We start from the raw sequence: 20,288 nt of genomic DNA, 5'->3' as shown, positions 1-20,288 counted from the left end.
TTTTTAGGCAAATCGCAACAATGAAACTACCCTTATTCCCATTACAGTCGGTATTTTATCCGGGAGAAACGGTGCCGCTACATATTTTTGAAGACCGTTACAAACAATTGATAAACGATTGTAGAAGAGAGGCCATGACCTTTGGTGTTCCGGTTTATATCAACAATTCTATTTCCTATGGCACCGAGGTGCAATTGGTAGAAGTCGTGAACACATATGATACCGGTGAGATGGATGTCGTTTGCGTGGCGCGTCAAGTTTTTAAGGTGCTGAGCTTTGAAAAGCAGATGGAGGGAAAACTTTACGGAGGGGGAGAAATCGAGTTTTTATATCACGAGAACGATGCGGATGAAAGTTTAAGGGAAGAAGTGCTTCAAAAAGTGGAGGAACTATACGATATTATGGATGTGCCATTTGCAAAAACATCGCCAAAACAATTCAACAGTTATTCGTTGGCCCACAAAATGGGTCTCTCCTTTGAGCAAGAATATGAATTATTACTGATGACCAAAGAAACGGACCGCTTGAATTTTATCAAGGCCCATTTAGAAACAACGACCCATGTTCTCAATAAGGTGAATCGAACCAAAGAGGTGATTGAAATGAACGGACATTTCAAAAACTTTGATCCTTTGGACTTTCAAGATTTTAAGTTATAGTTATTCCCTTTGACAAAAGATGCAATTTATAGGTGCTTATCTTTAATTAATCATTTAACATCTTCAATTTGTCAGCGGTGTTTTCTATTTTTGTCTTCAAACAAAAGTAAATTCACAGATGAATCTTCACGAATATCAAGGAAAAGAGATTTTAGCGAGTTTTGGAGTTAGAATCCAGAGAGGGATAGTTGCCCACAACGCCAAGGAAGCGGTAGATGCCGCAAAACAACTTACTGAAGAAACCGGAACCGGATGGCACGTAATCAAAGCGCAAGTACATGCTGGTGGCCGTGGTAAGGGTGGTGGTGTAAAACTCGCCAAAAACTTGAAGGAAGTTGAAGAGTTGGCGGGTAACATTATAGGAATGAACTTGGTTACCCCACAAACATCTGCCGAAGGTAAAAAAGTACATCAAGTTTTGGTGGCCGAGGATGTTTACTATCCAGGTGACAGCGAAACCAGCGAATTTTATATGTCAGTTCTTCTAAATAGAGGCACGGGAAGAAACATGATTATGTATTCTACCGAAGGAGGAATGGATATTGAAGAAGTGGCGGAAAAAACTCCACATTTGATCTTTACTGAAGAGGTGGACCCGGGATTGGGACTGTTGCCTTTCCAAGCAAGAAGAATCGCTTTCAATCTTGGACTTTCCGGAACTGCATTCAAAGAAATGGTAAAATTTGTGATGTCTTTGTACAAAGCGTATGTTGAGAGTGATTCCAGTCTTTTTGAAATCAACCCAGTCTTGAAGACTTCCGATGATAAAATTATGGCAGTTGATGCCAAGGTGACCATTGACGATAATGCACTTTACAGAAGAAAGGCTTATGCGGAAATGCGTGACCTTCGTGAAGAAAATCCAATCGAGGTTGAAGCTCGTGAAGTTGGACTGAACTATGTTGATTTGGATGGAAACGTAGGGTGTATGGTGAACGGTGCCGGTTTGGCGATGGCCACTATGGACTTGATAAAAATGGCAGGTGGTGAACCAGCTAATTTCTTGGACGTAGGAGGTACTGCTGATGCCAAAAGGGTAGAAGAGGCCTTCCGTATTATCCTTAAAGATCCAAACGTAAAAGCAATCCTTATCAATATCTTCGGAGGAATCGTTCGTTGCGATCGTGTTGCCCAAGGTGTTGTGGATGCCTATAAAAACATGGGAGATGCCATTCAGGTTCCAATTATTGTAAGGTTGCAAGGAACCAATGCCGAGTTGGCGAAGGAAATTATCGATAACTCTGGCTTGGCGGTACATTCAGCTGTACAATTTAAAGAAGCTGCAGATAAGGTAGAGGAAGTGTTGAGCTAGTTCTACCACTTAAAAATAGAAAAGGGCAACGTTTTATTAACGTTGCCCTTTTTTTATTTCACAATGTATCCGTCATAAATTTTAGTGCTTTTCTATACTGTTAACAATATTCCCTACGTATTCAATAAGTTCTTTCTAATCCTTTGAATTCTTTACAAAGAAAGGGGCTCATTTAGTGATATTGTTGCAGAGGTAACTACATTAAACATTTGTTAAATCGTTAAAGAGTGTAACAATTATGTTTTTTTATCGTCTTATTTTTGAGGTGTCATTAAAAAGGGAGTTTAATCAACTCTAAATATTGACATATTGTTAATCATCAATTTTAATCAAAAAACAAAAAATCATGAGAAAATTTAAAACGATTACGGTAGCATTGGCATTTTTTGCAACTATGAGTGCTTTTGCAACAAAAGGAAAGAAAGCTACAAACGACAACAACCTTTCCGGTCAGATTTATGAAATGTTGAAGGACAATCAATTTAATGCCGACCAGAATGAGTTGACAGCAGAAGTGAAGTTCATCGTTAACGAAAAAGGTGAATTGATCGTACTTTCTGTAGAGACCAAAGATGAAGTTTTAGAAGGTTTCGTAAAAAGCCGTTTAAACTATAAAAAGGTGCAATTGGACAATGTCGCACCGGGTAGGGTTTACGAAATCCCAGTACGTATTACCGCTTAAAAACGGGAATTGTTTGAGTTAGTTAGAAAAAGCCCTGAATTTCAGGGCTTTTTTGTGTACTAAAATGAGCTGTTTTGGAGTTATCTATTTAAGATTGCTAACAAAAACCTTAATTTATGGGTAGTTACGAGGAAAAACTGAGCATTCTCTCCGAGATGATCGCCTTTGCCAGAGTAGATCATTCCCTGAAACAATCGGAATATGATTTTTTACTGAAAGTAGCCCATAGTCTGGAGATAGATAAAGATGTTCTCGATGGTCTCCTCAAACAAAAATCTCCCAAAATTCGATTAAAAACCCAAGCAGAACGGATTGTACAGTTCCATAGACTTATGCTTTTGATGAACATAGATCAGGAACAACATAAAAAGGAGATTGATACACTTTATAATATTGGCTTGAAAATGGGTTTGCCTCCATCTGCTATAACTCAGGTGTTGGAGGTGATGCACCGCTACCCAGACAACATTGTTCCGCCCGATGTGCTTATAAATATCTTCAAGGCACACTATAATTAATGTCAAATTGACGCCTTTCCTGTTTTATTTCATGCCAAATAGACATGTATTTTCTGTTGGTATAAGTTTTGTCTTATACATGGTGATTTGAATGTTTAACTAAAAATTGAATCGCCATGAGTATAGTAAAAAGAAATAACCTGTTTTTTCCATCCTTGATGAACGATTTTGTAAGTCCTGATTGGTTCGGCGGAACTGAAAAGTGGAATACATCGGTTCCCGCAGTAAACATAAAGGACAATACGGAAGGATATGAATTGGAACTTGCCGTTCCAGGTATGAAAAAAGATGATTTCAAAGTTGAGATCGACAATGATGTCTTGACCATTTCCAGTGAAATGAAAACTGAGAATGAAGAAAGCAATGATAATTATACAAGAAAGGAATTCTCATATTCCTCATTTAAAAGAGCCTTTACATTGCCTGAGACCGTAGACGGTTCCAAAATCGACGCTAAGTACGAGGATGGAGTGTTGAAATTGACATTGCCCAAAAAACAAGAGGCTTTGCCAAAACCAAAAAGATTGATAGAGATTGCATAAGACATTAGAACACCAACTATAGGTGTTTCATGATGGTTGGATTAGTTGGTTAGTTGAGAAGCGCTCCTGCATATGCGGGGGCGCTTTTTTTATTCCTTTTCCTGAAGCATTTTTATCTCGTCCCTTAGTTTGGCCGCTTGCATAAAATCGAGCTCTTTGGCCGCTTTTTCCATAGCTTTTCGCTTCTCCCTGATCAATTTTTCCTTTTGATCTTCAGTGATATATTTTAGATCAGGTTCGGCAGCTCTCAATTCTTCCTTTTGAAAGTGGTAGGTGGATACGGAATTTTTGGCCAATGCGCTATCTAGGTTTTTCTTTAATGCTGTAGGAGTGATGTTATTCTCCTTGTTGTACGTCATCTGCTTGTCCCGACGATAATTGGTTTCGTCAATGGTCTTTTGCATGCTTTCGGTGATTTTGTCCGCATACATTATGGCCTTTCCGTTTAAGTTACGCGCAGCTCGGCCCACGGTCTGTGTCAGAGAGCGGTTACTACGTAAAAAACCTTCCTTATCCGCATCCAAAATGGCCACCAGGGATACTTCTGGTAAATCCAAACCTTCACGTAAGAGGTTTACACCTATCAGCACATCAAAAAGCCCTTTTCGTAAATCCTGCATAATTTCCACTCGCTCCAGTGTATCCACATCACTATGGATATAGCGACAACGGACATCGATTCTGGTTAGATATTTAGTGAGCTCCTCTGCCATGCGTTTGGTCAGGGTGGTGACCAATGTGCGCTCGTCCAGTTCTACCCGTTGTTGAATCTCTTCTATCAAATCATCAATTTGATTTTCACTGGGCCTAACTTCGATTACGGGATCCAATAATCCTGTTGGGCGGATAATCTGTTCCACATAAACCCCTTCGCTCAATTCCAATTCGTAATCGGCAGGGGTCGCACTCACGTAGAGTACTTGATTTTGAAGGGTTTCAAACTCTTCAAACTTTAACGGACGGTTATCCATGGCCGCTGGCAAACGGAATCCATATTCCACCAAGTTCTCTTTTCTCGATCGGTCACCACCGTACATGGCGTGCACTTGGGGTATGGTCACGTGGCTTTCATCTATGACCATCAAATAGTCATCCGGAAAATAATCCAACAAACAGAAGGGGCGCGTTCCGGGTTTTCTCCCGTCCAAATACCTTGAGTAATTCTCGATTCCGGAACAATATCCCAGTTCGCGAATCATCTCAAGGTCAAAATTGGTGCGCTCCTCCAAGCGTTTGGCCTCCAGAGGCCGACCGATTTCCTTGAAATAATCTATTTGCTTCACAAGGTCATCCTGTATCTCCTTTATGGCATTCTGAAGCACATCTGGAGAAGTAACGAACATATTCGCCGGGTAAATGTTCAGTGTATCGTATATTTCAATGACATTGTTGTTATATGGGTCCAATGCTTCGATTTCCTCAATTTCATCACCAAAAAAATGAATGCGGAAGGCGTGGTCCGCATAGCCGGGGAATACATCCACTACATCTCCCTTTACCCTAAAGTTCCCGTTTTTGAAATCTGCCGTGGTACGAGCATACAGGCTTTGTACCAGTTGCTTCAACAACTTGGTTCTGGAGATGACCTGATCTCTGTGAATGGTGATAACGTTCTTTTGAAATTCTACAGGGTTTCCGATACCGTACAGACAGGAAACGGAAGCGACGACAAGGACATCACGTCTTCCGGATAGGAGAGAGGAGGTGGTACTCAATCGTAATTTCTCGATATCCTCGTTAATGGAAAGGTCCTTTTCAATATAAAGTCCGCTCGTGGGGATATAGGCCTCTGGCTGATAATAATCGTAGTAGGATACAAAATATTCCACCGCATTGTTGGGAAAAAATTGCTTGAACTCCGAATACAATTGTGCCGCCAGGGTCTTGTTATGGGCCAATACCAAGGTAGGTTTCTGAACAGATTCCACCACATTGGCAACGGTAAATGTTTTTCCGGACCCGGTAACCCCGAGCAAGGTTTGATGTTGGGCCTTGGACTTAATGCCCTCTACCAATTGTCGTATGGCCTCGGGCTGATCGCCCGTTGGCTTAAAGTCGGAAACTACCTGAAATTTCATAAAGTAAAAATACTAAAGGCAGTCGCTAAATAGAAGCAAAGCTCTAATATTCTTGCACGATGTTGTTACAAATCGCGTTTCTTCAACAAGGCGTAGGATAAATAGATGAAAATGGCCGTCCAGATAATGACTATGAAGAACTCATACCAATATACATGGTAGTCGAACTTCATATCCTCTCCAATCTGTTGTCCAATATTTTGTACCGCAGAGAGTCTTGTAAAGGGTTCTTTGATCAAATTGGACATGGATTCCAACGGGAAGAAGCGTTTTACTGCTTTAGCGGCTTCCCAACTCATTACTTTCCAGCCCAATAAACCAAATACCACTTGCTCAAATATGGTCCATAGGATGAGGAAACCGAGGGCAAAGGCAGAGCGTTTCACTAAAATCCCCAAGAAAAGACAGAATGAGAAGAATCCGACCAACTTGATAAAGAAAGCGGGCAAAAACTCCAAATCAGAGAATATAATGGACATTTCGTTGTAGTCCGAATATGCCAAACCAAGAATCATGGAGACCACGAAAACAAATAAGGTGGATATCAGTGCAAAGGATATTACCGTAAGAACTTTGGAAGTAATGAATTCCTTTTTGGATAATCCGTCTATCAAATTTTGTTTTATGGTCTTGTTGCTGTATTCGTTGGACATCATGGAAACGATAACAATGGCCAAAAACAGTTTAAACAATGCAGTTACAAAGGTGTTGAAGTGCCAAATGTAGGGGAAGTTGAATATGCCTTGGTCGGCAAGATGGAACTCTACCGGGCCAATATCAAATTTAATGGCGGCGATAAGTGCGATGGAAGTCAAGAGCACAAAATAGGAGATGATCAGCACCTTGCTGGCCCTATTGTTCCACAGTTTTATGAATTCTATTTGTAGGAGACGTAACATTCGTTTTTTGATTATTGGTTCTTGGTCAGGGTTAAAAATTGTTCCTCAAGGCTTTCTTTTCGCTTCACAAGATGAGAAAGCGTAATCCCTTTTTCGAACAACATTTTGTTCAAGCTTTCGGCATCCATTTCCTCTTTTAAATAGGCAGTTAGCGTTCCATTGAAGTTTTCTATTTTGCCGAAACTGGCACTTTTTTCCAATAGCGTTCGCAATTGGTCCAAGTCGGTGGATCTTAATTCAAAAAAACCATGACTTGCCAGCATACTGTCCACAGGACCGGAGTAAAGGTTTTCTCCTTTTCTAAGGATGATAACATGGGAGCATACCTTTTCCACCTCGTCCAATAAGTGCGATGCCAATAGAATCGTGGTACCCTGATTCGCAATGGTTTTGATGATTTCCCTAATTTGATGGATTCCCTGAGGGTCTAACCCATTGGTGGGTTCATCTAGAATCAATATTTCCGGGTCGTTAAGTAGGGCAGAGGCAATCGCCATACGTTGTTTCATGCCCAATGAATATGTCTTGAACTTACTGTTACGACGGTCCCAAAGCCCGACCAATTCCAGTTTTTCCTGGATCTTGGTTTCCGGTACATCTTTTATTTTGCATACCAACCTTAAGTTTTGAATAGCATTCATGTAAGGATAAAAATTGGGGCGCTCAATAATGGCCCCCACTTTTTTTAGGGCATCATGGGTAGTTGTTGAGCCGTCGAACCAACTAAATTCTCCAGAAGTACGGTTTACAACGTTCAAAATAATCCCCAATGTGGTCGATTTACCACTTCCATTGGGTCCCAAAATGCCATAAACGTTCCCCTTTTCTATAGTAAAGGAGAGGTCGTTGACTGCGGTGAGATAACCAAATTTTTTGGTAAGATGGTTTACGGTAAGTATTGTTTCCAAAAGATGCTATCGTTTTTTGAATGGTTTATACTAACTTGACGAAGTATATTACAATTTGTTACAAATAATCGAATACAATGTCGGAAGAAAAGTTGATGTCGAAAAAGAAACCTGCTTACCCCATAAGCAAGGAACTTGATGAATATTTGGAATATTATAACCGAAAAATAGAAATCCCAATCCATTATGATGACCTTCTCAGGTTCTCGGGAAGTGTTTCGGTGTATGACGCCAATGACGAGGATACGCTTTGGGTACGAGTGTTTTATCCAGAGTTTGACAGGGATGAGATAGACCTGGCGCTAAAGCGGGTTTACTCCAATTTTGTTTCGGATGGTAGTGATAAGATTTTCCAATATCTGAACGTGGATTACGTGGACTACTGCACGTTTGGTAACTCAAAGCCCTTTAGGATCAAAGTGCGTAACATTTTGAACGACAACTATACCCTATTCTATGTAAAAAAGACCGATGCCTCGCGGGTTTATGGATTGGAGTTGGAGCATATGTTGTCGCCGTACAACCTCAATTTTGTCATTTATCAAAATACATTGATCGAGGAGCATATTGTAGGTATTCCTGGTGATGTGTTCTTCAAAAAAAATCTGCCCGAATGCTCAGAATTTGATAAAGCGCAGATTGCCAAGGAATTCGTAAAGTTCAATGAGCGTTGTATGATTCGGTTGTTGGGCGATATGCGCTCGTACAACTATGTTATTGTGCCCACGCACGATTTTGATAGTGTGAACTACAAAATCAGGGCCATCGATTTTGATCAACAATGTTATGAAGGAAAAATAAAAGTCTATCGTCCCCAATTTTTTAAGGAGAACAAGGTAATGGTCGATTTGGTGCAGAGCAAATTGACGGTCGACTCTGTGAATCAATATATTGTGGAAGAACGCTCCATTATCGCCAAAAGGATATTGAGTTGGGGCAGAAGGCTCAAGCGACTGTTGGATGTATGCGAAGTAGACACCATTGCCCCGCCAGAAAATATAGAAATGCTCAAAACGCAGTTATTGGACCTTACGGGAGATATCAATTTTCGTGATAGCAAAACAATGGGCGAAGTGCTTATACACGCCTTGGATTTTGTAAAACGAAACTACGAAGATGTAAGTATGAAACAGATTATAGATAAAAAGTTCTAGCTTTTCTGTTCTTTGTTGAAATACACGAGGTAGTAGTACATCTGCCTTTCTTCATCCCAACCTTTTTCCACAAATTTTTCTGCGGATTCCGGGTTGATGAAATCCATTTTTATCTGAATGTTGGTGTCTAGATTAATGACATTCTTGATTTTTTTACGGGCATCGCTCACCGCTTTGTTAGCAATATCAAAATTGGAAACATCCTCAATGCTATATTTTGGACCTTTCTCAACCTTGTAGTGCTTGAATTCCGGTATCAGTTCAGGGTTTTCCATCACCTCGTTCAAGAATGAGGTCTCCTCAAAATTATCGTTTTTGGCAAAGTGGTTCACCGCACGGTTCATGAACATGACCTCTTGCTGTTTGTCCTCGGCCGGTAATACCACATCCTTTGCGAAGTTTTGGCAGAACTTCAGGTAATTCTTTGTGTAGAAGTTGTCATCGGTCAATGGCAGCACTCCCAAAAAGTTTTCCAGCCAGTATTTAGCATCATAACGGTTGCTATCTACGGAAAGAACTTTAAATCCTTCTTCTTTGTTGATGTTGAAAACGATGCACCCCTTGTCAAGCTTATTGATGTTGATGCCTTGTCGAATCATAATCTCCAAGTTGTGCTCATTTTCTTCAAATTGAAGGAAATCGTGCTTCAACTCACTTTTAAAAATACCAACGGCATCCGTTTTTTGGTTGTCTATCACCATATCCGAAAAATGGACCACGTATACCTCGCCGCTTTTTATATGCGGGTGGTTGGATTGTTCAAAAAGATAAGTAGTAATCTTTTTGGAAAGCCTGTGGTTGTCAGATGGATTTTCAAAAATACCAGTTACCGCCGCATGCACCTCATTGAACTCCAAATCTACCTCATGACCAAACTTGTAGTAATTTTCCTCCTTTTCCCTAAACGGTTTAAAAAAGTATTCCTTTAAAAGTCCTGCCATTTCATCGTTCAGCGAAAAAGGTTCTGCGGATAAAAAGGCAGACTCATTTTTACTTTTGTTGCCAACACGATGAAGTGAAATACTTTCAATTTGGGCGTTATATAGGTTTAGCATGTTAAGATTAAATGTTAATGGTTAAAGCTTGGTCAAGAGTTAGGTTAGTTCCAGTTTTCATCAAAGTCCATGTCGTCGTAGCTGTCCAAAAGGTCGTCATAGTTTCCGTCTTCCTCCTCATTGGAGTCTGCTTCGAACTGTTTTTCCGGTGGGGCATCGGGGAGTTCACCAAAGGTGAACAATACATTTGGGTATATTCTGCCATCTTCTTTTTCAACAATATCGGCAAGTTCCACAAAAAACGTCCACATGCTAAAAAAGTCGTAAACATAAATCAACTTCGGATTATTTTCGGTCATCACATCATCCAAAGTAGTTTCGTTCATCAACCGGATATCGGAACCGTTCTCGCTCATATCAAAAAGAGCAATTTCCTCATCTTGGTTCCATTCCTCGTCACACGTATAAAAAGAGGCCATTTCACTTCCCTCAAAACCAAAAGCTTGGGTTATGGCATTGTGAAAATCCTCCAAGGTATTTTGGTCTTCAATTTCGATATCTCGAAAGATATCTTCCTCAGCATCAAGTATTATCCTGATTTTATAAATCATCCATCAAATTTTAGAGTGGGCACAAAGGTACAATAAATAGGGCTTATTTAGAGAACCTGTGCAGGGTAAAAGTCATGGCTGCCAAAAGGAAAAATGCACCTATTTGATGCGCGATTCCCAGCCACAGGGGCACGGCGTAAACCAAAGTGAGCACACCCAATACAAATTGCACAAAAACCAATGCCAGCAATGCTTGTAATCCTTTTTCTTGAAGCGTAGTCCTCTGAATTTTACGGGTTCTGTACCAAATCAAAGCTATAAACCCTACTACGATGTACGCTAAATATCGGTGTACAAACTGAACCCCGCTCTTGCCTTCGTAAAAGTTTTTTATCAGGGGTTGCTGCTCAATATAAACGGTTTCGTGAATCAACTTGCCATCGCTCATCAAGGGCCAATAGTTGTGAATAAAACCGGCATCCAAACCGGCAACAAAGGCTCCCCAAATGATTTGGAGCAGCAAAACCACAAGCCCAGCTCTTACTAAGTTCCTGATTTTCTTGTTGATTTCTTTTTTCTCTGGATAGATTAAATCCAGGGCTACCCATAAACTGTAGGCAAAGGTTAGAAAAGCGGTGGTCAAATGTGCGGCCAATCTAAAGTGACTCACATCGGGACGGTCCACAAGCCCACTTTTTACCATGTACCAACCCAAAAAACCTTGGAATCCACCTAAAAAGAGCAGGACCAGACATTTTTTTACGGTCGGACTGTCCAATTTCTTCTTGAATAAAAAATACAGGAACGGAATGATGAACACAATCCCTATAAACCTTCCAATAACCCTGTGAAGCCACTCCCAAAAATAGATGTCCTTGAATTCCTCAATTCCAAAATGATAGTTGAGCTTTTGGTACTCAGGATATTGTTTGTACAGGTCAAAGGCTTCCTGCCATTCTTGCTCGTTCATTGGGGGAATGGTACCGTGAATCAATTTATAGTCGGATATGGAAAGCCCGGAATGGGTAAGGCGTGTAATACCGCCTACCAGAACCATCACAAAAATTAGAAAACACCCAGTGAGCAACCAATACACTACATATTTGTTCTTTTTCATTCGGAGTGGACTTTTAGGTTCATTTTTCTGCCTTTCTCCAACATAAAGTTATAGGCAGCTTCATATTCGTTAGGGATTTCCCCTTCCAAAATTGCCTCTTTGATGGCGTCTTTGATGATGCCGATTTCTTTGGAAGGTTTCAGGTTGAAGGTCTTCATAATCTCTTCGCCTGTAACCGGTGGTTGAAAGTTCCGAACGTGGTCACGCTCTTCTACTTCCACTATTTTTTGGCGTACAATCTTAAAATTGTTCTTGTATTTTTCCTGTTTGCGAGGATTCTTTGTTGTGATGTCCGCCTCACAAAGTGTCATGAGGTCTTCCACAAAATCACCGGCATCAAAAACCAATCGTCGTACCGCGGAATCGGTCACGTGGTCTTCTGATAAAATGATGGGCCTTGAACTCATCAATACCATTTTCTGTACAAACTTCATTTTCTCGTTCAGTGGAAGACGAAGTCTTTTGAAAAGTTTGTAGACCATTTTGGCGCCTACGAATTCGTGGGCGTGAAAGGTCCAGCCGATTTTTTTGTGGAATTTTTTGGTGGGTGCCTTCCCGATATCGTGTAGCAATGCGGCCCAGCGCAACCATAGGTTGTCCGTGGTTTCCGAAATGTTGTCTACCACTTCCAAGGTGTGCCAAAAATTATCTTTATGGCGTTGGCCTTCTATTTCTTCAATGCCTTGCAAAGCAGTAAGCTCTGGCAATAGTATAGATAGAAGCTCAGTTTTGTGCATCAACGAAAATCCTATGGACGGTTTTGAACTCATCAATATTTTGTTGAGTTCGTCCACGATACGTTCCTTGGAAACAATTTTGATACGGTCTTTGTTCTCCGTAATGGCCTGAAGCGATTGTAGCTCAATGGTAAAATGCAGTTGTGTTGCAAACCGAATGGCACGCATCATCCGTAGTGGGTCGTCGGAATAGGTAATGCCAGGCTCCAAAGGGGTTCGAATGATTTGCCTATCCAAATCCGCTAAACCATCAAACGGGTCTAAAAGTTCTCCAAAATTAGATTTGTTCAATGCCAAAGCCATGGCATTTATGGTGAAATCGCGGCGGTTTTGGTCGTCTTCCAAAGTGCCGTCTTCCACAATGGGCTTTCGACTGTCCCGATTATAGCTTTCTTTGCGGGCACCCACAAATTCAAGCTCTAAATCCTTGTGCTTGATCATGGCCGTACCGAAATTCTTGAATACCGAAATCTCTGGTTTCCCCTTTAGTTTGGAGGCTACTTTTTTGGCAAGGTCTATTCCACTGCCAATGGCAACGATATCAATATCTTTGGGTGTACCTCTTTTTAAAAAGTAATCACGTACAAAACCACCGATGACGTAAGCATCTACGCCCAACTCATCTGAAGCTTCACCAATAAGTTTAAAAATAGGATGTTGTATTGCCTTTGTATGGAATTCCTTCGCCATTCTTATTCCCGAATAACCTTCACCTGTCCGTCGTTACTCAATTTAATGATAGAGGAGGGGGAAGGGTTTATATTTTCCTCGGGCAAATTTACCACATAGTCCACTCCTTTTAAAATTTCTTCCTCAATATCCTTGAATTGTTTTGGGGTTGGATTGCCCGAAATATTGGCGGAAGTTGACACTATCGGTTTCCTGAATTTATTGATGAGGTATTGACAGAATTTATCGGAAGCCACACGAATCGCCAGTGTATTGTCCTCGGCCACCAGATTGCTTGCGATTCCAATAGGTTCATCAAATACAATGGTGGTAGGTTTGGTTGCCAAGTCCATAATGTCGTAGGCCACTTCGGGTACTTCTTTAACATGCCGTTCCAACATGGCCTGGTTGGCCACCAAACAAATGAGCGCCTTGGTGTCTTCGCGCTTTTTGAGTGCATATACTTTTTTTACGGCTTCAGGATTGGTCGCATCGCAGCCAATGCCCCAGACCGTATCGGTAGGGTAGAGGATAAGCCCGCCTTCTTGCAGTACTTTATTGCAGTTGTTGATTTCTTCGATCAATGTTTTAGAATTTTAGTTGAAAATGTTCGGTCAAAGACTCCCATTGTATTCTGTTTTTATCCATCCCGATATTCCCTTTTTTTAACGAGACTTTTTGTGATCCCCAAATGGGAATCGGCTCTTTTCCACTATTGGTAGCTTGAATTGAATTTGTCCCCTTTAACAGCCCCATAATTTTGAACCATAAATCGTCTGCATTGGGGGCAAGCCTTAAAAACAACTCCCTGTCAAAAACTTGTGTATCCATGGTGTTTGGAGGATAGAGAGTGCCTCCCGCACCGATGGGCAGTATAAGTTTTTTGTTTTTGCATTCTGCTAGATCGGAATTCCATTGTTTGTACGGTAGTAGCTCTCCCGATTTATTGTAGGTTATGCAGCGGGTTTGGTTTGCGATGATTTTATCAGGGTTCTTTTGATGGGCTTCATAAAGGTTTGACAACCAGTTTTTGCGATACATCATATCATCATCACAAGTAACAATAATTTTTTCAGGGTATATTTTTAGCGGTTCTACCAACTTTCTATGTGAACTATAGTAATCTGTAAACTCTATACTGAAGATATTTCCAACTAGGTCATTAAGTTTTTTTGGAACTTTATTCTTTAGGTCTTCATGCAGCCACAGTAAAATTTTTTTGGGCAGCACATCTTGATTCAATAAACTGCGGATAGTAAGGTGGACTATGTCCAGTCTGGATGGAATCGATGCCAGCGAAACAATAACTGGAACGCATTTTTTATGAGAAATCAGCCTTTCTTTGGATTGCCTGGTTAGATTGGCCTGATAAAAAAGTGAAACAGGAATTTCCTTGACCTTCATTCTAGGAGTTTAGAATCACAAAATTAAGCATATGAGATAACATTTAATATTTCTATTTTTGCCCAGATGAACCTAAACGAAACAGAATCACCAAAAATATCAGTAATCATAAGCACCTATAATGCCGAAGAGTGGCTGAAAAAGGTGTTGTGGGGGTTCAATTGCCAGCTCTTCAAGGATTTTGAAGTGGTTATTGCAGATGATGGTTCTGGTCCCAAGACCAAAGAATTATTGGAGGAAATGTCCAAGAAGGTGTTTTATAACATCATTCATGTGTGGCAAGAGGATGATGGCTTCCAGAAATCTAGGATTTTAAATAAAGCGGTCGAAGCCTGTAATGCGGATTACATCATTATGACAGATGGTGACTGCATTCCAAGAGAGGATTTTGTAGAGGTGCATTACATTAACAAGGAGCAGGGGTATTTTATTTCAGGGGGGTATTATATGCTTCCTATGAACATTTCCAAAATGATTACTTTGGAGGATATCGAAAAGCAGAAATGTTTCAATATTAATTGGCTTAAGGAAAAAGGTATTCCGAAGACTTTCAAGAACAACAAGCTTACCGCTAGTGGAATAATATCTAAGTTATTGAACACGGTTACTCCGACCAATGCCAGTTGGAACGGTCATAATTCCTCAGGTTGGAAAAAGGATATATTAAATGTAAACGGTTTTGACGAACGTATGCAATATGGCGGACAGGACCGTGAGTTGGGCGAGCGCTTGTTCAATTTTGGAATTAAATCCAAACAATTGCGCTATAGTGCGGTCTGTGTGCATTTAGACCATAAAAGGGGGTACAAAACACCTGAATCCATTGCCAAAAACCAAGCTATTCGTAAAGAGACAAGATTAAAAAAAGTAGTTTGGACGCACTATGGCATCACCAAATAATAGGCAAGCTCATTTTTCTTCTCCAAACGTTTTAACTCTCTGAATCTTTCCAAAACGCCAAGGGCGTTCAAGTAACAAATGGTCCATCCTTTTTTGCCATCCAAAATCCCTACACGGAGGATGTAGTGGTTGAAGAATTTCCAAATGGGTTTCACCGTCATCAATACATAGTTAAAATGCTTTTCTTTGTAGAAATCCTCTTTGGCCTTTAATTGGCCATACTTGAGCATTTTCCCTTTGTAGTCTTCATAGTTTTTATAGCAAAAATGGGTCAACTTTTCTTTTAGGATTCCAGATTTACCATCCACTACCAAAGTTTCATGAACAATTTTTTGATCCGTAAAATGAGCTTTGCTCTTTCGGAAAAGTCTATAGTTTTTGTCCGTTTGCCAACCACTGAAGTTCAAAGGTTCGTTTTGGAACATAAACTTTCGGTAGAACCAATAAGCTTCGTGGGCATCTGGATTATTAATGGTTGCTAAGATTTCCTTTTGAAGACTTTCTGTGACCACTTCATCGGCATCCAAGAACAAAACCCAATCGTTGGCTGCTTGTTTGAGCGTAAACGACTTTTGAGCGGTGAAGTTTTCAAAAGGATTTTGAATCACCTTCACTTTTGGATGGTTCAAAAGATACTCGTAGGTGCCGTCGGTACTATAGGAATCAACGACCAATATTTCATCAGCGAAAGAAACGGAATCAATACATTTTTCAATGTAACCCATTTCATTATAGGTAATCACAAGTGCTGATATTTTTTGCTTTGGGGTGCGTAATTCAGCCATAATTTATTGGTGTAGTGTTTAATATTTTACAAATCTATAACAAAAAAGTAGCGTAAAAATTGTTTAGGCGTTTCTTTTTCTTACAAACAATCAACTCTTCGATTTCCCTACCCCCTCTTCTGTTAAAACTCTAATTAAAGTCTATTTATATAGTTAGACGGTAATATGGACCTAGAGTTGCGTGTCGGATTAAGATTTTTCGATGAACAACCTCTTTGTCTTACTCAAAGCCGCCCCAATGACCTGATGCATATCGTAGTATTTATACTCGGCAAGTCTTCCCCCAAATATTGTGGTCTCCTTTTCGGCCATATCTTGATAGGCCTTGAAAAGAGTAGTGTTCTTTGCATCGTTGATGGGATAATACGGCTCTTTTTCTGATGAAGCTTCCAATGGGTATTCCTTTGTGATTACAGTGGTTTTTTGTTTCCCAAATTCAAAATGCTTGTGCTCAATAATCCTAGTGTAAGGAATTTTGGATTCCGTATAGTTTACCACGGCATTGCCTTGATAATTGGGTATGTCCAGCACTTCATGTTTAAAATCCAAGCTTCGATATTCCAGTTTACCGTGGCAATAATCAAAGTATTCATCAATTTTTCCTGTGAAAACTATTTGTTTCGCCAAACCGGTCAAAGCTTTTTTTTCTTTGAAAAAGTCAATATTTGTTCTGCACTCTACATTTTTTAACAATCCCTCGGTAAGTTTGTTGTAGCCTCCAATGGGTATGCCTTGGTAAGCATCGTTAAAGTAGTTGTTGTCAAAGGTGAACCTGAGCGGCAATCTTTTTATAATGAAGGCCGGAAGTTCATTGGCTTTTCGTCCCCATTGTTTCTCTGTATATCCCTTGATCAATTTATGGTAGATATCGTCTCCAACGAGTTTTAATGCCTGTTCTTCAAGGTTTTTGGGATTGATTTTCTGGTATTTGTTTGTCTGCCGGTCAAGAACAGCTTTTGCCTCTTCAGGTGTTTTTGTCCCCCAGAGCTGGTAAAATGTATTCATGTTGAAAGGCAGGTTGTAAAGGGTGCCTTCAAAATTTGCCAAGGGCGAATTAGTGTACCTGTTGAATGGAACAAAGCTGTTCACATAGTCCCAGATGGTTTTATCGTTCGTGTGAAAAATATGGGCACCGTATTTATGTACATTGATGCCGTTGATTTCCTCACAATAGGTATTTCCCCCAAGATGCTCTCGTTTGTCGATTACCAAACATTTTTTTTGGTGCTTGGTTGCTTCGTGGGCGAAAACCGCTCCGTATAGGCCTGCACCCACAATCAGGTAATCATATTTGGGGCTGTTTTTCATTAGGTCAGTGTTTATGATTTTTTAAATGGTGTTGTGCAATTTATGGATTAGCTGCCAAAAAAGGATATTTTTGATAATCAAACACATGAATAATGCAAAACACTAACCAGTTCTACATTTCCAGAAATTATAAATTCTCCAAGAATGCAGCTTCAAAACCTAAAATGGATTGCGAAAATGTCTTGTCCAAACTAGGTTTTGAAAATTTAGGGTTTAAGCAGAGCAATCATCCCAGTTCTGCCGTTGGTGCCATCATTAGTTTTTTGGGGATAACCAAAGGTTTGATTTTATTGCCCTTTTCTTCAACACTGTGCATGCAATATCCGCTCAGCAAGTTTTTCAGCTATAAAGTTCGAGTGGCCAAGCTTAAAAGATGTAAAATTGTTTTGATTGTCCATGATGTAAAAACCTTGATGGGCAAAAACAAAAATGTGGAAAAGGAAATGAAACGCTTCAACAAAGCTGATGTCCTTGTGCTGCACAACGAAGTGATGATTGAATGGTTTGCAGAAAATGGATATAAAGGAAAAATGGTGCCATTATATTTATTCGATTACTTGCTCGCTCACAATCAGGAATTGCCCGAAGCGCCGAAAGAAGCTGGGAGGGAGATTGTTTTTGCTGGAGGATTGGGCATGGAAAAAAGCGCCTTCCTGTACAAGGTGGACGAGTTGGAACAAAAAGATTTTACCCTAAAGCTCTATGGAAATGGGTATCAAAAGGAAAAAGTAGATGAAAAATCAATTTTGGACTATCAGGGAGTTTTTGCCCCCGATGAGGTGTTGGATAAAATGAAAGGCAATTTTGGCTTGGTGTGGAACGGAAATGCCATCAAAGAGTGCGATGGTGCATTTGGGAAATATATTAAGTACAATAATCCGCACAAAACCTCTTTGTATTTGTTGGCAGGTCTACCGGTGATCGTTTGGGATAAAGCTGCAGTAGCAAAAATAATTGAGGAGGAACGGGTAGGCTTTGCGATTGGGTCTTTAGATGAACTATCAGAAAAGTTGGATAATATTAATGAGGAGAGCTATTATCAAATGGTCTCAAATGTAAAAGCAATAAGAAATAAAATCACGAACGGCCACTTTTTACAAGCGGCCGTCAATAATGCTTTACATTAATCAAACAAGTGGCTACACGGCAACATTGTGCTCGCGAAGCGCATTGTTCAGCGATGTTTTCTTGTCCGTACTTTCCTTTCTTTTACCAATGATCAAGGCACAAGGCACTTGATATTCGCCGGCAGGGAATTTTTTGGTATAACTGCCTGGGATTACAACTGATCTTGCGGGTACTCTACCTTTTAATTCCACAGGTTCATCACCTGTCACGTCAATAATTTTGGTTGAGGCCGTCAACACTACATTAGCGCCCAAAACGGCTTCTTTTTCCACCCGAACACCTTCTACAACAATACATCTGGAACCGATAAAGGCATTGTCCTCTATAATTACGGGAGCAGCTTGCAATGGTTCCAAAACACCACCAATACCAACACCACCACTTAAGTGGACGTTTTTACCGATTTGTGCACAACTTCCCACAGTTGCCCAGGTATCCACCATCGTTCCTTCATCTACATAGGCGCCAATATTCACATAACTAGGCATCAGAATGGTACCTTTGGAAATGTAGGCTCCGTGTCGCGCGACTGCATGAGGAACCACGCGAACACCTTTTTCTTTATAGCCTTTCTTCAATGGAATTTTATCGTGATATTCAAAAATGCCAGCTTCCAGCACTTCCATTTTTTGGATGGGAAAGTACAAAACCACCCCTTTTTTCACCCATTCGTTTATCTGCCAGCCGTCCGCTGTGGGTTCAGCACACCGCAGCTCTCCTGAATCAATAAGCTTTATCACTTCGCGTATGGCGTCTTGAGTCTTTTCTTCCTCCAGCAACTCCCTGTTGTCCCACGCTTTTTCAATGAGCGTTCTTAATTCTGTCATTTTTCTTAAAGTTTTGACAAAGATAAGCCCCATAGTAGAATTATGGTTGCCATTTTTAAGCGCATAACATTTTTAAGGTTATTTTTGCCAAAAAATTATTTTGGCTAGAATTTTGGCTTTGGATTTTGGAAAGGTGCGGACTGGAATAGCAGTTACTGATGAACTCCAGTTGATTGCTTCTGGATTGACTACCGTAGAGACCAAAGACTTGTTGTCCTTTTTAAAGGATTACACCCAAAAGGAATCAGTGGAGCGTTTTGTAGTAGGATTGCCGAAGCAAATGGACAATACCGCTTCCGAGTCCGAGGTACTTATCCAGGATTTCTTGAATAAGCTGAAAGCCAAGTTTCCTAACATTCCCGTGGAGCGCCAAGATGAGCGATTTACCTCTAAAATGGCAGTTCAATCCATGTTGGACAGCGGAATGAAAAAGAAAAAGAGAAGGGACAAGGCCCTAGTCGACGAAATAAGTGCCACGCTGATATTGCAGGCCTATTTAAACAGATTTTGATTTTATGATTTTACCCATAGTAGCTTACGGAGATCCCGTTTTGCGAAAAAAGGCGAAGGATATCACATCAGAATATCCAAAACTTGAAGAATTGATCACTAATATGTGGGAGACCATGTACAATGCCCATGGCGTTGGTCTGGCCGCTCCCCAAGTGGGACTCCCCATCCGAGTGTTTATGGTGGATACCACCCCATTTGCCGATGATGATGAATTGACCGAAGCTGAGCAAAAACAGCTCGATGGATTCAAAAAAGTATTCATCAATGCGAAGATTGAAGAGGAAAGCGGCAAAGAATGGGACTTTAACGAAGGTTGTTTGAGCATACCCGATATCCGTGAAGATGTAAAACGAAAGCCAGAAATCACCATAAGTTATTTGGATGAGGACTTTAAGCCCCACACGGAAACCTACGATGGGCTATTGGCCAGGGTGATTCAGCACGAATACGACCATATCGAAGGTGTTTTGTTCACCGATAAGCTTTCAACCCTAAAGAAACGACTGATAAAAAACCGATTGGACAAAATTTCCAAAGGAAAAATCAGTGTGGATTACCGAATGAGGTTTCCCAACATCAAAAAAGGACGTTAAAAAAATCGC

General features: G+C 40.5%; 22 protein-coding genes. 10 read left to right on the top strand and 12 right to left on the bottom strand.

All coding sequences use genetic code 11. The features are described from left to right. Positions 1 to 20 precede the first annotated feature (20 nt). From J0656_RS06700 to J0656_RS06680, 5 genes are all read left to right on the top strand, one after another. Positions 21 to 659 (top strand): LON peptidase substrate-binding domain-containing protein, encoded by a 639-nt coding sequence (locus J0656_RS06700; RefSeq protein WP_176620545.1) that lies wholly within the window; start codon positions 21 to 23, stop codon positions 657 to 659. 118 nt (positions 660 to 777) lie between these two features. Beyond that, a complete protein-coding gene (gene sucC / locus J0656_RS06695) occupies positions 778 to 1,971 on the top strand; it encodes an ADP-forming succinate--CoA ligase subunit beta (RefSeq protein WP_176620544.1) in 1,194 nt (397 codons plus the stop codon). A 346-nt stretch (positions 1,972 to 2,317) separates the two neighbouring features. Next, positions 2,318 to 2,653, top strand: a complete 336-nt coding sequence (locus J0656_RS06690; RefSeq protein WP_108246558.1) for a hypothetical protein — start codon at positions 2,318 to 2,320, stop codon at positions 2,651 to 2,653. Between the two features lie 116 nt (positions 2,654 to 2,769). Continuing rightward, positions 2,770 to 3,171 carry a TerB family tellurite resistance protein gene (locus J0656_RS06685; RefSeq protein ID WP_176620543.1) on the top strand — a complete coding sequence of 134 codons (402 nt, stop codon included), beginning with the start codon at positions 2,770 to 2,772 and terminating at the stop codon, positions 3,169 to 3,171. Positions 3,172 to 3,287: 116 nt separating this feature from the next. Further along, the gene (locus J0656_RS06680) at positions 3,288 to 3,713 is read left to right on the top strand and encodes an Hsp20/alpha crystallin family protein (RefSeq protein ID WP_176620542.1); all 426 of its coding nucleotides are present in this window, start codon (positions 3,288 to 3,290) and stop codon (positions 3,711 to 3,713) included. A gap of 89 nt (positions 3,714 to 3,802) precedes the next feature. Here the strand turns inward: J0656_RS06680 and uvrB are convergent, their stop codons facing one another. The 3 genes from uvrB to J0656_RS06665 all read right to left on the bottom strand — a co-directional run bounded on the left by uvrB (position 3,803) and on the right by J0656_RS06665 (position 7,598). Next, on the bottom strand, positions 3,803 to 5,791 hold the full coding sequence (gene uvrB, locus J0656_RS06675) for an excinuclease ABC subunit UvrB (RefSeq protein WP_207032448.1): 1,989 nt from the start codon (positions 5,789 to 5,791) through the stop codon (positions 3,803 to 3,805). 65 nt (positions 5,792 to 5,856) lie between these two features. Continuing rightward, a complete protein-coding gene (locus tag J0656_RS06670; RefSeq protein ID WP_207032446.1) occupies positions 5,857 to 6,690 on the bottom strand; it encodes an ABC transporter permease in 834 nt (277 codons plus the stop codon). Between the two features lie 11 nt (positions 6,691 to 6,701). Then, positions 6,702 to 7,598: an ABC transporter ATP-binding protein gene (locus J0656_RS06665; RefSeq protein WP_207032445.1), complete on the bottom strand. Its 897-nt coding sequence runs from the start codon at positions 7,596 to 7,598 to the stop codon at positions 6,702 to 6,704. A 77-nt stretch (positions 7,599 to 7,675) separates the two neighbouring features. On the opposite strand from J0656_RS06665, the gene J0656_RS06660 reads away from it, so the two are divergent. After that, entirely contained in the window at positions 7,676 to 8,752 is a 1,077-nt protein-coding gene (locus J0656_RS06660) for a hypothetical protein (RefSeq protein WP_207032443.1), read from the top strand. On the opposite strand, the gene J0656_RS06655 is transcribed toward J0656_RS06660, so the two are convergent. From J0656_RS06655 to J0656_RS06630, 6 genes are read right to left on the bottom strand one after another with little or no spacing between them, the layout of a single operon-like run. Beyond that, positions 8,749 to 9,807 carry a nucleoid-associated protein gene (locus J0656_RS06655; RefSeq protein WP_207032441.1) on the bottom strand — a complete coding sequence of 353 codons (1,059 nt, stop codon included), beginning with the start codon at positions 9,805 to 9,807 and terminating at the stop codon, positions 8,749 to 8,751. The genes J0656_RS06660 and J0656_RS06655 overlap by 4 nt on opposite strands. Positions 9,808 to 9,851: 44 nt before the next feature. Beyond that, complete coding sequence (locus J0656_RS06650; RefSeq protein WP_207032440.1) at positions 9,852 to 10,358, bottom strand: IS1096 element passenger TnpR family protein; 507 nt, start codon at positions 10,356 to 10,358, stop codon at positions 9,852 to 9,854. Between the two features lie 43 nt (positions 10,359 to 10,401). Continuing rightward, the gene (locus tag J0656_RS06645) at positions 10,402 to 11,415 is read right to left on the bottom strand and encodes a COX15/CtaA family protein (RefSeq protein WP_207032439.1); all 1,014 of its coding nucleotides are present in this window, start codon (positions 11,413 to 11,415) and stop codon (positions 10,402 to 10,404) included. Next, the gene (locus tag J0656_RS06640) at positions 11,412 to 12,842 is read right to left on the bottom strand and encodes a CCA tRNA nucleotidyltransferase (RefSeq protein WP_207032438.1); all 1,431 of its coding nucleotides are present in this window, start codon (positions 12,840 to 12,842) and stop codon (positions 11,412 to 11,414) included. The genes J0656_RS06645 and J0656_RS06640 overlap by 4 nt, the downstream gene beginning before the upstream one ends. Positions 12,843 to 12,844: 2 nt before the next feature. Next, on the bottom strand, positions 12,845 to 13,405 hold the full coding sequence (locus J0656_RS06635; RefSeq protein ID WP_207032437.1) for an L-threonylcarbamoyladenylate synthase: 561 nt from the start codon (positions 13,403 to 13,405) through the stop codon (positions 12,845 to 12,847). Positions 13,406 to 13,409: 4 nt separating this feature from the next. After that, the gene (locus J0656_RS06630) at positions 13,410 to 14,225 is read right to left on the bottom strand and encodes a zinc-binding alcohol dehydrogenase (RefSeq protein WP_207032436.1); all 816 of its coding nucleotides are present in this window, start codon (positions 14,223 to 14,225) and stop codon (positions 13,410 to 13,412) included. Positions 14,226 to 14,291: 66 nt separating this feature from the next. On the opposite strand from J0656_RS06630, the gene J0656_RS06625 reads away from it, so the two are divergent. Then, positions 14,292 to 15,125, top strand: coding sequence for a glycosyltransferase family 2 protein (locus J0656_RS06625; RefSeq protein WP_207032435.1), 834 nt, complete (start codon positions 14,292 to 14,294; stop codon positions 15,123 to 15,125). Here J0656_RS06625 and J0656_RS06620 read toward each other — a convergent pair. After that, positions 15,107 to 15,910, bottom strand: a complete 804-nt coding sequence (locus J0656_RS06620) for a glycosyltransferase family 2 protein (protein WP_207032434.1) — start codon at positions 15,908 to 15,910, stop codon at positions 15,107 to 15,109. The genes J0656_RS06625 and J0656_RS06620 overlap by 19 nt on opposite strands. A 189-nt stretch (positions 15,911 to 16,099) precedes the next feature. Next, complete coding sequence (gene glf, locus J0656_RS06615; RefSeq protein WP_207032433.1) at positions 16,100 to 17,218, bottom strand: UDP-galactopyranose mutase; 1,119 nt, start codon at positions 17,216 to 17,218, stop codon at positions 16,100 to 16,102. A 92-nt stretch (positions 17,219 to 17,310) separates the two neighbouring features. On the opposite strand from glf, the gene J0656_RS06610 reads away from it, so the two are divergent. Next, positions 17,311 to 18,345: a glycosyltransferase gene (locus J0656_RS06610; protein WP_207032432.1), complete on the top strand. Its 1,035-nt coding sequence runs from the start codon at positions 17,311 to 17,313 to the stop codon at positions 18,343 to 18,345. A gap of 12 nt (positions 18,346 to 18,357) precedes the next feature. Here the strand turns inward: J0656_RS06610 and J0656_RS06605 are convergent, their stop codons facing one another. Next, positions 18,358 to 19,173: a 2,3,4,5-tetrahydropyridine-2,6-dicarboxylate N-succinyltransferase gene (locus J0656_RS06605; RefSeq protein WP_207032431.1), complete on the bottom strand. Its 816-nt coding sequence runs from the start codon at positions 19,171 to 19,173 to the stop codon at positions 18,358 to 18,360. 100 nt (positions 19,174 to 19,273) lie between these two features. Between J0656_RS06605 and ruvX the strand changes: the two genes are divergently transcribed. Together ruvX and def are read left to right on the top strand one after the other, a co-directional pair. Then, positions 19,274 to 19,684, top strand: coding sequence for a Holliday junction resolvase RuvX (gene ruvX / locus J0656_RS06600; RefSeq protein WP_207032430.1), 411 nt, complete (start codon positions 19,274 to 19,276; stop codon positions 19,682 to 19,684). A gap of 4 nt (positions 19,685 to 19,688) precedes the next feature. After that, on the top strand, positions 19,689 to 20,279 hold the full coding sequence (gene def, locus J0656_RS06595) for a peptide deformylase (protein WP_207032429.1): 591 nt from the start codon (positions 19,689 to 19,691) through the stop codon (positions 20,277 to 20,279). The last annotated feature ends 9 nt before the right edge of the window (positions 20,280 to 20,288 follow it).

The sequence above is a fragment of the Flagellimonas aurea genome (assembly GCF_017313785.1).
Taxonomy (GTDB): domain Bacteria; phylum Bacteroidota; class Bacteroidia; order Flavobacteriales; family Flavobacteriaceae; genus Flagellimonas; species Flagellimonas aurea.
The sequence above is the reverse complement of the archived record's forward strand: the minus strand, read 5'-3'. Positions and strand labels throughout refer to the sequence as shown.